14 protein-coding genes and 1 pseudogene are annotated in these 13,746 nt (G+C 41.5%); 2 read left to right on the top strand and 13 right to left on the bottom strand.

The genetic code is table 11. The features are described from left to right. The 5 genes from aroE to IGJ45_RS08415 form a co-directional block, all read right to left on the bottom strand. The gene (gene aroE, locus IGJ45_RS08435) at positions 1-870 is read right to left on the bottom strand and encodes a shikimate dehydrogenase (RefSeq protein WP_113849704.1); all 870 of its coding nucleotides are present in this window, start codon (positions 868-870) and stop codon (positions 1-3) included. 419 nt (positions 871-1,289) lie between these two features. Beyond that, a complete protein-coding gene (locus tag IGJ45_RS08430; protein WP_113849705.1) occupies positions 1,290-2,048 on the bottom strand; it encodes an ABC transporter ATP-binding protein in 759 nt (252 codons plus the stop codon). After that, the gene (locus IGJ45_RS08425) at positions 2,048-2,932 is read right to left on the bottom strand and encodes an ABC transporter permease (protein ID WP_409531420.1); all 885 of its coding nucleotides are present in this window, start codon (positions 2,930-2,932) and stop codon (positions 2,048-2,050) included. Before IGJ45_RS08425 ends, IGJ45_RS08430 begins: the two co-directional genes overlap by 1 nt. Positions 2,933-3,105: 173 nt before the next feature. Then, complete coding sequence (gene trpX, locus IGJ45_RS08420; RefSeq protein ID WP_409531720.1) at positions 3,106-4,164, bottom strand: tryptophan ABC transporter substrate-binding protein; 1,059 nt, start codon at positions 4,162-4,164, stop codon at positions 3,106-3,108. A 362-nt stretch (positions 4,165-4,526) separates the two neighbouring features. Continuing rightward, complete coding sequence (locus IGJ45_RS08415) at positions 4,527-5,099, bottom strand: hypothetical protein (protein WP_176333371.1); 573 nt, start codon at positions 5,097-5,099, stop codon at positions 4,527-4,529. A 141-nt stretch (positions 5,100-5,240) separates the two neighbouring features. On the opposite strand from IGJ45_RS08415, the gene IGJ45_RS08410 reads away from it, so the two are divergent. Further along, a complete protein-coding gene (locus tag IGJ45_RS08410; RefSeq protein WP_003126597.1) occupies positions 5,241-5,630 on the top strand; it encodes a DUF1622 domain-containing protein in 390 nt (129 codons plus the stop codon). Positions 5,631-5,830: 200 nt separating this feature from the next. Next, positions 5,831-7,528, top strand: coding sequence for a fibronectin-binding protein EfbA (gene efbA / locus IGJ45_RS08405; protein ID WP_003126598.1), 1,698 nt, complete (start codon positions 5,831-5,833; stop codon positions 7,526-7,528). Positions 7,529-7,780: 252 nt separating this feature from the next. Here the strand turns inward: efbA and IGJ45_RS08400 are convergent, their stop codons facing one another. The 8 genes and pseudogenes from IGJ45_RS08400 to IGJ45_RS08365 all read right to left on the bottom strand — a co-directional run. Continuing rightward, positions 7,781-8,269 carry a pyridoxamine 5'-phosphate oxidase family protein gene (locus IGJ45_RS08400; RefSeq protein WP_005473156.1) on the bottom strand — a complete coding sequence of 163 codons (489 nt, stop codon included), beginning with the start codon at positions 8,267-8,269 and terminating at the stop codon, positions 7,781-7,783. Further along, positions 8,256-9,200, bottom strand: coding sequence for a helix-turn-helix domain-containing protein (locus tag IGJ45_RS08395; protein ID WP_409531423.1), 945 nt, complete (start codon positions 9,198-9,200; stop codon positions 8,256-8,258). Before IGJ45_RS08395 ends, IGJ45_RS08400 begins: the two co-directional genes overlap by 14 nt. Before the next feature lie 253 nt (positions 9,201-9,453). Next, the gene (locus tag IGJ45_RS08390) at positions 9,454-9,822 is read right to left on the bottom strand and encodes an iron chaperone (protein ID WP_409531424.1); all 369 of its coding nucleotides are present in this window, start codon (positions 9,820-9,822) and stop codon (positions 9,454-9,456) included. Positions 9,823-9,852: 30 nt separating this feature from the next. Next, positions 9,853-10,530 carry a carbonic anhydrase family protein gene (locus IGJ45_RS08385; RefSeq protein ID WP_034704506.1) on the bottom strand — a complete coding sequence of 226 codons (678 nt, stop codon included), beginning with the start codon at positions 10,528-10,530 and terminating at the stop codon, positions 9,853-9,855. A gap of 149 nt (positions 10,531-10,679) precedes the next feature. Continuing rightward, on the bottom strand, positions 10,680-11,315 hold the full coding sequence (gene pyrE, locus IGJ45_RS08380) for an orotate phosphoribosyltransferase (protein ID WP_005473159.1): 636 nt from the start codon (positions 11,313-11,315) through the stop codon (positions 10,680-10,682). Then, positions 11,312-12,031, bottom strand: coding sequence for an orotidine-5'-phosphate decarboxylase (pyrF, locus tag IGJ45_RS08375; protein WP_005473160.1), 720 nt, complete (start codon positions 12,029-12,031; stop codon positions 11,312-11,314). Before pyrF ends, pyrE begins: the two co-directional genes overlap by 4 nt. 1 nt (position 12,032) lies before the next feature. Then, complete coding sequence (locus IGJ45_RS08370; RefSeq protein ID WP_071870113.1) at positions 12,033-12,953, bottom strand: dihydroorotate dehydrogenase; 921 nt, start codon at positions 12,951-12,953, stop codon at positions 12,033-12,035. Further along, positions 12,954-13,742 (bottom strand): annotated as a pseudogene (locus IGJ45_RS08365) (dihydroorotate dehydrogenase electron transfer subunit); the annotation flags it as partial. It abuts the gene before it with no gap. Between the last annotated feature and the right edge of the window lie 4 nt (positions 13,743-13,746).

Raw genomic sequence — 13,746 nt, 5'->3', positions numbered from 1 at the left:
TTACATTTTTTCAATCAGTGTTTTGACTTTCTCAATCGGCATTTTTTTATCAGTCCATAGCTCAAAAGCCGCCGCGCCTTGGTAGAGCAACATACTTAACCCATTGGCTGTTTTTGCTCCCGCGGCTTTTGCTTCACGCAACAGCCGTGTTTCTCGCGGATTATAGATCACATCATAAACTGCCAACGATTCTCGTAACATTCCGCGGTCTTTTAATGGGCTGGCATCTTCCTGCGGCTTCATTCCAACACCAGTCGCATTTACTAGCAATTGGCTCTCTTTGATCGCCAGACCCAATGCTTGCTGATCATCTAGATCACCAAGTGTGATGTTGCAGGTAGTAGCCGCCGCGATTTGTTGCAGCTTGCTTTCAATCACTGGATAAAATTCATCGTTTCGATTAAAAACATGAATGGTTTCTACCCCATCTAAGGCAGCTTGACTAATAATTGCTGTAGCAGCTCCACCAGCGCCGATAACTGTCATGGTACCGCCAATAATCGAGACTTCAATGTCTCCTAGCGCTCGCATAAATCCAATCCCATCCGTATTGTGACCGATCAAATGACCTTTGTGGTTGACGATTGTATTGATAGCACCAATCAGTTCTGCGGCAGGAGATAATTCATCGACTAAAGGAACAGCTGCCATTTTGTGCGGCATCGATAAATTGACCCCTAACAAATCAAGCTGACGAATACTTTGGATACTTGCTGCTAAACTTTCTGGTTCAACATCAAAAGCTAGATAGACAGCATCCACTTTTTGATCTTCAAAAGAAAGATTATGCATGGCTGGCGAGATGCTGTGTTTGGCAGGTTTCGCAAACAACGCTGCTAAACGGGTGTGTCCAGTGATTAATTGGTTCATCCTATTCATTCCTTTCAACAAAAAAAGATGTCCACTGTAAATTGATAGAATCTACAGTGAACACCTTCAAACATTACATATCAGCTGATATGTGAATATAAAAAATAGCCACTATAGATTTTACGATCTACGTGGCTTTAAAGTCATTACGAAATGCCTTAGCCATCATAGATACAAACGAGTGTTTGTACCCATGTGTTTCATGAATACAAACCTATCTAAAATAGCTAAAGTAATATTTATTCAGTTGTGAGGGGTTCGCTTGCAATTGTTTCATGATTGTTCGCTCCAAACTGATGTAAGATTGTCCTAAGTATAGGTTGAACTTTGAAAGTTGTCAATGATTTTTTCTTATTTTTTTCATTTCACTGGTTTTCATTTATTTTTTTTCTGCGATTTTCACTGGTAGATTCGGTTTTCTAAAGGTCGTCTTCAAAGAATAGTAATAGATCTTGCAAACGAAGCTGCGCTTTTTCTGCTGCGGATAAATCTTTCACGATCTGCCCTTTACGAAGCAAGATCAATCGGTTGCCATATTTTAGAGCATCTTCCATGCGATGAGTGATCATCAAGCAAGTCAACTGTTGTTGTTCCACTCGATCTGCAGTGATTTGCATCAACTGTTTAGACGTTTTCGGATCCAATGCCGCAGTATGTTCGTCTAAAAGCAGCAATTTTGGGGTCTGGATCGTTGCCATCAAAAGACTCAATGCTTGGCGTTGCCCACCAGATAAATTTCCTGTTGGTGTATCCAAATGTTGTTCGAGCCCGTTGCCCACTTCTTGACATAATTGGTAATAAACATCTTTTTGTGCTTGTAATTGGCGCAAATGCAAATTCCTTTTCTGTCCACGACGTTGCGCCAACAATAGATTTTCAGCGACGGTCATTCGCGGCGCAGTGCCCATTTTAGGGTCTTGAAAGACTCTTGACAAGTAAACAGCTCTTTTTTCTTCTGACAACTGCGTGACATCTTGGTCATCGATCAAGATCTGACCACTAGTAAGTGGCAGTGAACCGGATATACAATTAAACAATGTACTTTTTCCAGCACCATTGCCGCCGACTACAGTCACAAATTCCCCTGGTTGCAGTTTTAAATCTACTTTCTGTAAGAGCGTCTTCTTTTCATGAGGACCATTGCCAATGATTTTGGTTGCTTTATTGATCGTTAACATCATTCATCCTCCTTTTCGAAACCCGTCCGCAAGTGCAGTGCATTTTTGAATTGCGGGATCAATAGACAAAGCGTCAAGACGATCGCCGAAAAGATTTTTAAGTAAGTAGTATCAAAGCCAGCTCTGATCACAAATAGGATCAACAGCTGATAAATGATACTGCCCACAACAATCGCTACGAGCCGCTCCAATAATGTTAGTTCGCCAAATAATACTTCACCGATGATAATCGATGCTAACCCTATTACAATGACCCCGATTCCTTTACTAACATCTGCGTAACCATCATTTTGGGCGATCAATGCCCCAGATAATGCAATCACTCCATTGGAAACAACTAAGCCAATGATCTTCATAGTGTCTGTATCGATCCCTAGTGATTTAGCCATATGCTCGTTGTCTCCTGTGGCAATATAGGCTTGCCCAAGATTGGTATGGAAAAAGAATAGCAAGACAGCCCCGATCACTAATACCATCACTAATCCGATCAACACAGTATCAAAGTAATTAGGCAAATTTAGCTTCGTGAAGAAATCTTGGATTTTTGGTTGATTCAATAGAGAAAGATTTGGCGAGCGCATCACAAACAGCATCACTGAATTTAGTCCCGACATCACAAGGATTCCAGCTAGAATTACTGGGATCTTGCCTTTCGTATATAAAAGACCAGTTACTAATCCGGCACACATCCCCGCACCTACCCCTAAAAGCGTAGCTACTATCGGTGAGACACCTTGCGTGATAGCAGTCACACAGACCGCGCCGCCAAGAGGAAAAGAGCCCTCAGTAGTCATATCTGGAAAATTTAAAATTCGATACGTCATAAAAATACCTAACCCAAGAATCCCCCAAAGGAATCCTTGCCCAATCGCTGAAACGATCATTTTTTTTCCTCCTCGTTACTTGTTTTTCTATCTGTCTTCCAAACCCCTGTCCTGACAACAAGAAGTTTCTGTCAGGACACATATTCCTTAAAAGCAATAGATTTTTTTCTTGTTTCTTTATGAAACGTTAGTTAGCATTGCTATCACCCTTTTAAGAGCAGCTGTTTCAATGGTTAGTCTGTGCTTGATGTTGTTTCGGTCGCTTCTTCAGAAATGAGTCTGGCTTTTTCTTTGAGTGCTTCTGGAATAGTGATGCCAAGAAATTCAGCTTGCTTTTCATTAATGACCGTATCGCCATCTTTAAAAGTATAGATGGGGGTTGTTGCTGGATCAGATTCCCCTTTTAAGATCGCAGCTGCCATTTTACCTGATTGGACACCTAAGCTAAACTGATTTTGACCCACAGTCGCCAAGCCACCTTGTTGCACCATCGTTTCTGCAGAGGTGATGATTGGTGTTTTCGTTTTGTTTGCTTCTCCGACAACCGTCTGCATCGCATTGGCAATCGTATTATCCAATGGGATAAAAATGAAATCGACGGTTTCTGCCATCACCTGTACCGTCTGAGCAATTTCATTGCTTGAAGGAACTGCATATTTTTTTGACGTCAATCCATATTTTTCTGCGGCCGCTTCTGCTTCTGCTGCTTGATACTTGGAGTTATCCTCTGTTGAAGAATATAAGATACCAACTGATTTTGCCTCTGGCATCAATTCTTGGGCTAATTCAAACTGAGCAGCTACTGGTGTTTTATCTGATACTCCAGTGATATTTCCTCCAGGTTTATCCATATCAGCTACTAGATTGGCCCCAACCGGATCGGTCACCGCGCCTAAAACGATTGGCACATCCTTAGTAGTATTAGCCAAAGCTTGAGCAGCAGGTGTTGCTATCCCTACTAATACATCAGCGCCTTTGTTCAGCAATTGCTGACTCATGGTCGCTAATTTACTTTGATCCGCTTGGCCATTTTGAAATTCGATTGTTAAATTATCCCCTTCGGTATAACCCGATTGTTTTAACCCTTCTTTGACGCCTCGAGTGATTTCGTCGAGCGCTTCATGACTGACAAATTGCAGAATACCCACCGTTTTGTGTTCTTTTTTTGCTGTTTGATCCGTAGGTTGTTCAGCGGATGCTCCTGTTTGTTTTGCTCCCATTTGGTACCCAAAAGCCGCCAATAAAAATCCAAAAATAACAATAACTGCAGCAATTAATCCTTTGTTTTTCATTTTTAACTCTCCTCGCTTCTTTCTCATTTTTTTGTTTATACTTGAGAACTAAAAAAAGCAACTGCCGACAATCCGGCAGTTGCTTCAAGCAAAAACCGCATAGACTAATCGTTCTATGCGGTGAAAGATTCATTTACCAGCATAGATACAGCACTTTAGAAGGTTCTCTAAAAAGTTGTATCTATGGATTGAGGTCCACCAATACAACTATCTACGCCAGTTTTGCCATGAATTTGATTGCAATGCGTAAAATAGTCTCATATTAGCTCCTCCTTTTTCCATTTGTTTAACTTTGTTTCACTTAGTTTAGCGTATTGATAAAAGAACGTCAATAACTTTTATTCAAATTGTCAGATTTTTTCTTACTCTGCTAATTTGCGAATATTCCACATTGGTAACCGATTCAATTCAGGAATAAATTCTTCTGCAGGATCTTTAAGTGATTGATAAGTAAATCGATTTTTCTCTTGTCCGTTTTCAAAGAAAACAAAGGTGATTTCATTTGCTTTTACACCGTAAGTATCTAAAAAAGACTGTGTATCATATACGATCGGATAATAGTACACGGATCGATTCATTTCACTCTCTTTATCATTAAACAATTGAAACACTTCTGCCAACTCTTCGCCATTCGGTTTACTAAACATCACAGAAATGGCTTTTGTGTCACGAATCGTCTGATCTGCTTCTGCATATTCTAATGGTTCGATCTTATCAGAAGGCAATTCTTCAAAAGCCATCTTGTGGATCAGCGATGTTTTGATCCTCGTTTGAGAAGTAATAATCACTACAGCAAATAGCACAGCAAGTAGAATACCCGTACCTAAATAATACATGGTCTTACGCTGATTTTGGTAGACACTTTGGACAAAAGCTTCCCAGCTTTCTCGTATCTTCTCTTTTACTAACTGAAAAAAATTCTCGAATCGCTCCATCCTAAACCCCGCCCTTTTCATCTGCCATCAACCTTATCTTTATACTAGCAAGATGTCTTTGGAGCGTCAAGAAACTTCCCATATAACTTCCCATATTAAGTAAAATTCGATAAGATAGAGAAAAAACCAAAGGAGTTAGTCATGGCTGATCTTGCTGAACTTTTAATGGATAATGCAATCCCCATTTTAGATTTAATCGTCGTTTGTCTGAATCTGCTTTCAATTTTAGTGCTTGTGTGGGGAGTTGTAAAAGCTGGTTTTGATTTTATTCGTTTTGAAATAAAAGCGAAAGACCGTATGAGTGCGGCCAGAGAAAACAATTTTATTCGAAATTTTCTCGGCAGTTATGTTTTGCTTGGTTTGGAGATCTTGATTGCTGCAGATATCATTGAGACCATCATCCATCCGACATTTGCCGATATCGTCCGCTTAGCAGTAGTCGTAGTCATTCGAACAGTCATTTCCTATTTCTTGAATATGGAGATTGAAAAAGCCCTAAAGGATGCACAAAACAATAAAACGGACTCTTAGTGAATGCTTCAATATATCCTAAATCTGATGGGGTATGTCCTGCTTGGATCAGGATTGGTCTTTCTGGTTTCTTTTCGTTATAATAGAACTACTCGATTCAATCTGGATTCGTTAATTTTACTTACCTTTATCGGTCAAATGTCTTGACCTCAAAAATTGAATGAGAAAAAAGTTTGATAAAACAGAAATGAGGGAAACAAATGTCCTTCGATGGCATCTTTACCCACTTGATGGTTCAGGAATTACAAAATGAACTCGTCAATGGTCGAGTGAATAAAATTCACCAGCCTTATGAGAACGAAGTGATCTTCGTGATTCGTTCTCAAGGGAAAAATCACAAATTATTGCTATCTGCCCATCCGAGCTATGCTCGGATTCAATGTACACAAGCTACCTATACCAACCCAGAAACACCTCCAACATTTTTGATGATGTTACGGAAGTATTTAGATGGCGCAATCCTGGAAACGATTGAACAAGTTGCGAATGATCGAGTCGTTCATTTCCATTTTACTCGTCGTGACGAATTAGGCGATTTACAAAACTTTGTTTTGATCGTTGAATTGATGGGCAGACACAGCACGATTCTCTTAATGAATCGGGCAACCGGTAAAATCGTTGATACGATCAAGCACATTGGCCATTCGCAAAATACGTATCGTACCTTGCTGCCAGGGTCCCTTTATGTTGCTCCGCCAAAACAAGACACTGTTGATCCGTATACACTCAATCAAACAAAAGTCTTTGAAATGCTGTCTCGTCTAGAAGAATTGTCGCCCAAAGTCTTGCAGCAGACTTTTCAAGGATTTGGCAGGGATACGGCAGATGAGCTGGTATCTCGTCTGAAAGAACGACCAAATGAAAAAGTAACCGTTTGGGAAGAATTTTTTGCCGAGCTAGCGGATCCTGTTCCTACCTACTTAAAATCCGGGAACAAAGAATTCTTTACTCCGGTCCCCTTTCATTCACTGATGGAACAAGCGGACTGGCAGGAAACTTACCAGAGTCTAAGCGAATTGCTTGATGCGTTTTATCATGAAAAAGCTGACCGTGACCGAGTAAAACAGCAAGGCAGTGAATTACTGAAAAAAATCGACAATGAGCTGAAGCGAAACAAGCACAAGCTAGAAAAAAGACAGCAAACTTTGCGAGAATCTGAGAATGCGGAAGAATTCCGTCAAAAAGGCGAGCTTTTAACGACTTTCATGGCGCAAGTCCCTCGCGGTGCAGGCGAAGTGGAATTAGCTAATTACTATGATGAGAACAAACCAATAAAAATTGCCTTAGATCCGGCCTTGACACCCAACCAGAACGCGCAAAAATATTTCCAGCGTTATCAAAAGCTGAAAAATGCTGTCAAACTGATTCATCAGCAAATTGCTGAAACAAAAGATGAGATAGCCTATTTGGAATCAGTAGAAGCACAGTTGGAAATTGCCGCACCGAAAGATCTTTTGACGATTCGCGAAGAACTTGCTGCCCAAGGATATGTCAAAAATCGGACGAAACAACGGAAAAAACAAACGCCCTCGCAACCGGAACGTTTTCTCTCTTCTGATGGAACGGAGATTCTGGTAGGCAAAAACAATCTGCAAAATGATCAGTTAACTTTAAAAACGGCACGTAAAACAGATTATTGGCTCCATACGAAAAATATCCCCGGGTCTCATGTGATCATTCGGTCGGATTCACCTAGCGAAGAAACAATCTTGGAAGCCGCAGAATTAGCTGCCTACTTCTCGAAATACCGCCACTCCGCACAAGTACCTGTGGATTTGGTACAAGTCAAACATATTCGCAAACCAAATGGTGCAAAACCAGGCTTTGTGATTTATGAGAACCAGACGACTTATTATGTAACACCTGAGGAAACAATTTTGGATTTAAAACAAAACTAACGCTGTTCTTTTGCTGATTTTCCAAAAAAGTTGGCGAAGAATTAAAAAAATGACCCACTTACATGTCTCTAACACACAGCCTTCTCGTCAATCGCTGAGAATGGGTGGATAGAACAAATTCGTAAGTGGCTCATTTTTTATGGAAAAATACTTGGAAACGCTAAGAAGCTCTCGGACACATCAGCCAAGCCATTTCATCGAAACAACACTAGACCAGATGACTGATCAATGGAATCGATGCATTGTTGGTGGTTAAAAAGTGTCATTTTGATCAATCATGCGCTTATTTTCAAAATCAAAATGATAGAGCTTTTCCCAGTGATTGATATTCAATGTCCCTTTCGTTAACCGAATGGCAAGAAAGCAACAGCCTTGATCTGCTTCATCATTAACTTCATCGTACCAAACAAACGCCTTGCGAATTTTCTTTCTCAATTCCGCATTTTTTGGGTCCAAGACCCATCCTAGATTTTCTCCGATGCCATTAGCGGTAAACCATTCGCCACAGACTGCGATAGAAACTTCGGGATTTTCTTTGATTTGCTGGATTTTGTTGGAGCTTTCATGGGTCGATACATAAAAGACACCATTCTCATAATAAGCATCGACATCCCGCACCATAGGACGAGGCAGCCCATTTTCACCGCAATTGCGCGCAATCGTTGCTAAAGAGATCAAATTATCTTTGTCGTTACCAAACTTTTCTTCCAGTAATGTCAGGCCCTCTTCATAATTCATCATTTGTTTTTCCTCCTTGAAAATTTTCTCTTGTTTTAAAAGGAATCCATAATTCGACAATCATGATCTCCGCTTGCGATTGTCGATAAAGCTCAGGAAAAAAGCCATCCGCTATCAAACCGTGTTTTTTTAGCCAAAAACGAGTATACCTCATTGCCTTACCCATCCCGACGATCATTTGTGCTTTAGTCGTCTCAAAGCTGCAAACAACATAGTCACGGGCCGGTAATGTCCAGCTTGTCAGATGGCTCATGTCTTTCTCATATCTTCCAGTGACAGATTCTGCCCCGACAAAATAACTGGAATGACCTGCTGGTGCCTCTCCTGGATAGGAAACACCAATGAGCGTCTCTGCTCGCAAAAATGGATGATTGGCGCAAGCGTGAAAAAAGTCTTGCCAAATCTTTTCAACTGGATCTACGCCGGTTCTTTCTCCTAGCATTTTGCCATACTTGAAAGGATAATAACCAACGATACCATTGAAAACCCGCGGCTGATCCATTGTTTTCTGCTGTATTGCTAAGACGACTCCTTCACTGATCAACGGTTCCCCTTCCTCTACCACAATATGGCTCAGGGATAAATCTGGTTTATCGAAATTTTGTAATGGGAGCAACTGTTTCTGATAGTGTGAGGGTGAAATGCCATAAACTTCTTTAAACGATCGCGAAAAAGAAATAGGATTATTGAATCCAACCTCCAGCGCAACATCAATGATTCGCCGTTGCTGATCTTGTAAATAGGTGGCTGCTACAGCCAAACGGCGTAACTTGATATACTCTCTGACTGAGGATTTGACTAATCGCGTGAATAAACGCTGATAATAAAACGGCGACAAAGCAGCAACTTTGGCTAACTCATCAATTTCGATTGTCTCAGCTAAATTTGCTTCAATATGGTCCAATGTTTTCTGTATGGCTTCCCATGCATGCATAGAAGTCTCCTTTCTCACACTATAAAACAACTAAAAGAAAAAAGCTTAACGACCTCTGCTCTTTTTCCTAAAAAAGATTCGATTGTGCTTTCGTTCACAATAGTTGGTATTATTAAAAGGATTTTCGTGTATTTTCCACTATTTTAGCATAATTCGGTCGCTATTGTCTGATGATCCCGGATTTAAACCAACAAAAAAGACGAATAAATCGTCTTTTTTGTTGGCCATTAAAATTTATTTTCAGAACGACTATCTAGCGCCAAAAGGTTTGATAATCCGCTTTGTCTTCCATATTAAAACGGATAATGTCGAAGATCAGCTTTTCGTCAACCGGCTGATCCCATAAAATACGAAAAATGTTTTTTGTTTGTGAATAGCCACTTGCTTCAATGCGGGTATTGAACAAGGCCATCGTTTTCACTTCTGGCGAGACTGAGAAATGTTTCTTCGAACTGCTAATCCCCAAGATGAAGGTTCCATGATCCGTAAACATCGGCTGGTTCCAAGCAATTCGGGTCTGCAAATCCGGGAATTCAGTTAATATATGTTCAAATAATGGCTCCAGGACTTTTCGCTGTGCCTCTGACAATTCTTTTGTTAGGTACTCTTGAAACTGATCCATTTCGTAGCCTTCCTTTCGTTCGCTAGACCATCAGTAAAAGTAGATTGGTCGGTCTTTTCGATCCTGCAATGGACGATTATTGTTTTCCAAAACTTCTTCACGAAATTCCAGAATAAAGCGACGACTCATCTCGCCTACCCAGTCAAATACAAACCAGTTGATCGGACCTTTAGTTGGAGGAGTTGTCAAAGAACCTACATAGTGAAAATGGTGGGTCATTTCCGGTAAAAACATCGATGGGTCAAACCATTGGGTATGGTTTTTGAAATCCCAAATACTATCATCTTGCTGATTACAGATCCAGTTTAATTTATCTGTTAACCGGAACAAAATACCGACGACTAAGTTTTCTCCTTGTTCATTCATATGTACCAAATGAAATTCAAGTTCTTGCTGCTCATCATCGATGATATGCTCAGAAGGCATATGAAAATGAATATCCGTTAGGTAGTAATTGATGCCTTGAAAGGTCACGTAACTTTCTTTATTGTATGGAACAAAATGAATCGTATTTTTAAATTCTTTTTCAGTAAAGCGTTCCCGATGGTAATGGAAGCTTAAATCCTCATCGACAGGTTCCTCTGTATCGTCATGGTAAAGCGCAATGGGCGATTGCAATGGAAACTTTGCTCCTTCAGCATACCAGTCACACAATGTGTGCCAATACTCAGGACCATTCTCCCCAGAATAACTCCATGGAACATCCATATTTCTTTTCAATAAAACTGCCTCCCTATTGAAACTGGCTGCCTTTCAACTGCCAGATAACTTTTGATGAATCGTCTCAAATCGTATCAGAAAAAAGATAAAAATAAAACGAATATGCTCTTGGATCACTCCAGGCATATTCGTTGTTCTTATTTACCAGTCCAAGTTTGAGGTGACTGTTTCCATTGCTGCAGCAATGCAATATCTTCTTTTCCGATATAGTCCATCTCTAATGCAGTATCGATCATTGTTGAATAGTTGGTCAACGTCACTAATGGCAGCTGGGCCTTTTCAAAGTTGGTTAATCCCTGCGGCAATTCATAGGTAAAGATCGCTGCCACCCCCAGAACATTTGCCCCTTCGCGAGCGGCTGCTTCGCAAGCTTCTAACACACTGCCGCCAGTAGAGATCAAATCTTCGATCACAACCATTTTCTGACCTTCCGTGATACGTCCTTCGATTTGGTTTCCTTTGCCATGATCTTTGGCTTTGCTGCGGATATAGACCATTGGCAAATCAAGAATATCTGCTACCCAAGCGGCATGAGGGATCCCAGCAGTAGCTGTACCCGCAATTACTTCGACGTCTGGAAAGTGTTCTTTGATTTGCGCAGCCAAACCACTGGCAATCGCTTTACGTACAGCAGGGTAACTCATTGTCATACGATTATCACAATAAATCGGGCTTTTGATGCCGCTTGCCCAAGTAAAGGGTTCATTTGGACGTAAAAATACTGCTTCAATCGTTAAAAGGTCTTTGGCAATTGCTTTACTGATTTCTGTCATTGAATAGCTTCCTTCCATGCTTGTTTAATTTCCTGGTAAGTATCAAAAGGTGTTGCAGATTGTGTGATTGGTCGACCGACAACAATCGCAGAAGAACCAATTTGTCTTGCTTTTGCTGGTGTGACGATTCGTTTTTGATCTCCGGCATCACTACCAGCCGGACGAATTCCTGGGGTTAAGCACATAAATTCAGGATTGGTAGCTACCTTGATGGCAGCAGCTTCTTGGGCGGAACAAACCACGCCAGCTAATCCTGCTTTTTCTGCACATTGAGCATAATGACGCACGCTTTCTTCTAAAGAAACAGAAATTAGCTGTTCTTGCTGCATTTGTTCTTCGCTAGTAGAAGTCAGCTGTGTGACAGCAATCAATAGCGGCACATTTTGGCCTTCCTTGGTTCCATTTTGCAGTCCCCGCTTTGCTGCTATCATCATCTCAATACCACCCGCCGCATGAACATTGGTGATCGCGACCCCAAGATTTGCCAAACGTGTCATGGCCCGCTCGACAGTATTGGGAATGTCGTGAAGTTTTAAGTCTAAGAAAATATCATGGCCTAAATCTTTTAACCAGCTGACGATTTCTGGTCCTTCTTGATAAAAGATTTCCATACCGACTTTGACGAATAATTTTTCTGTTTTAGGAAATTTCTCTAAAAAAAGCTCAATTTCTTTTTTGCTTGGAAAATCCAAAGCAATAATTGGTCGTTCAATCATCTTAATGCCCCTCTCTTACTTCCTTGATCAACTGTGCCAAAGATTCGATACCTAATTCTGCCATTCGTACAGGCAATTCTTCGATCAACTTGGGACAAATATAAGGATCGGTAAAATTTGCGGTACCAACTGCTACTGCACTCGCTCCAGCTAAATACATTTCTAACACATCATCAACCGTCATCACACCGCCCATGCCAATGATTGGCAACGAAGAAACTTGTGCCACTTGTTTGATCAAACGAATCGCCACTGGCTTGATGGCTGGGCCTGAGAGCCCCCCGGTCTGGTTGGCCAAAATAGGACGTCGTGTCTTCAAATCAATGCGCATACCCAATAACGTATTGATCATCGTGAAACCATCGGCACCCCCCGCCTCGATTGCTTTTGCAATGGGTACGATATCGGTCACATTTGGCGATAGTTTGACATAGATTGGCACTTGCGAAACTGCTTTGACCGCTTGGGTCAGTTCTTTCGCCACTTGAGGATCGGTACCAAAAGTAATACCACCATGTTTGACGTTTGGGCAGGAAACATTTAATTCAATGGCTTTTACATTCGGCGCTTGACTGATTTTTTGACAGACAGTGACATAATCTTCTTGAGTGGAACCAGCCACGTTTGCGATGATCGGCAGATCTGGATGCTTTTGCGCTAACTCTGGCAAAATGTCTTCCATGACTACTCGAAGGCCAGGATTTTGTAAGCCAATCGCATTCAACATGCCGCTTGGTGTTTCAGCCACTCGCGGTGTTGGATTGCCAAAGCGTGCTTCTGGGGTCGTGGCTTTGATCATGACGGCACCGAGCTGACTGATATCATAATACTTGTTGTATTCTGCGCCAAAACCAAAACAGCCACTAGCCGGCATTATGGGGTTTTTGAGAGACAACCCCGGTAATTCAACAGCTAAAACCACTTAAATAACCACCTTTCCAGCTTGAAAAACAGGGCCTTCGTCACAGACTTTGACACTTTTGGTCCCTGTTGGATCATCGGCTTTATGACAAACACAAGCATAGCAAGCACCGATCCCGCAAGCCATGCGAGATTCCAATGAAAGTTGCACATTCGGACAGTCTTGGAAAAGTTGTTCAACCGTTTTTAACAAGCCATTGTTGCCGCAGGCAAAAACAGCCGCAGGTTTGCTATCGGCTGCTAACAATAGATTACCGACATTCCCTTGGACGCCATAGGTGCCATCATCCGTTGCGATTCGTGTATCCCCTAGAGCTTGAAACGCCTTTTCGTAATACATGACTTCCGAACTAGCAAATCCCAAAAAATGAATCGTCCGTACACCTTTTGCGACTAATTGTTTAGAAAGTTCGTAGAGTGGCGGAACTCCGATACCACCACCTACGATAAAAACAGTCTCATCTTTTTGTAAATCTTCGATATGAAAGCCATTCCCTAGAGGGCCTAAAACATCCAGTTGATCCCCGCTTTGCAGATGGGCAAACCGCTTGGTCCCCTCCCCTTCTGTCCGATAAATGATGCGACAACTTTGGCTTTCTTGATCGATCCAGCTAATACTGATTGGTCGTCTTAAGAGAAAGGCATCATCCGGCACTCGAATATGCAGAAATTGTCCCGGTGTGGTCATTTCTTGAACGAGAGCACCAGAGAGAGTCATCTCGTAGATTCGCGGTGCGAGCATTCGCTGTTTTGTAATGGTCATTCGTTCTTGTTTCATGAGCTGTTTTCCTTTC

It is taken from the genome of Enterococcus sp. DIV0574 (assembly GCF_051711125.1).
In the GTDB taxonomy this organism is placed as follows: domain Bacteria; phylum Bacillota; class Bacilli; order Lactobacillales; family Enterococcaceae; genus Enterococcus_D; species Enterococcus_D gallinarum.
Note: the sequence above shows the minus strand (reverse complement) of the source record. Positions and strands in the feature narration are given on the sequence as shown.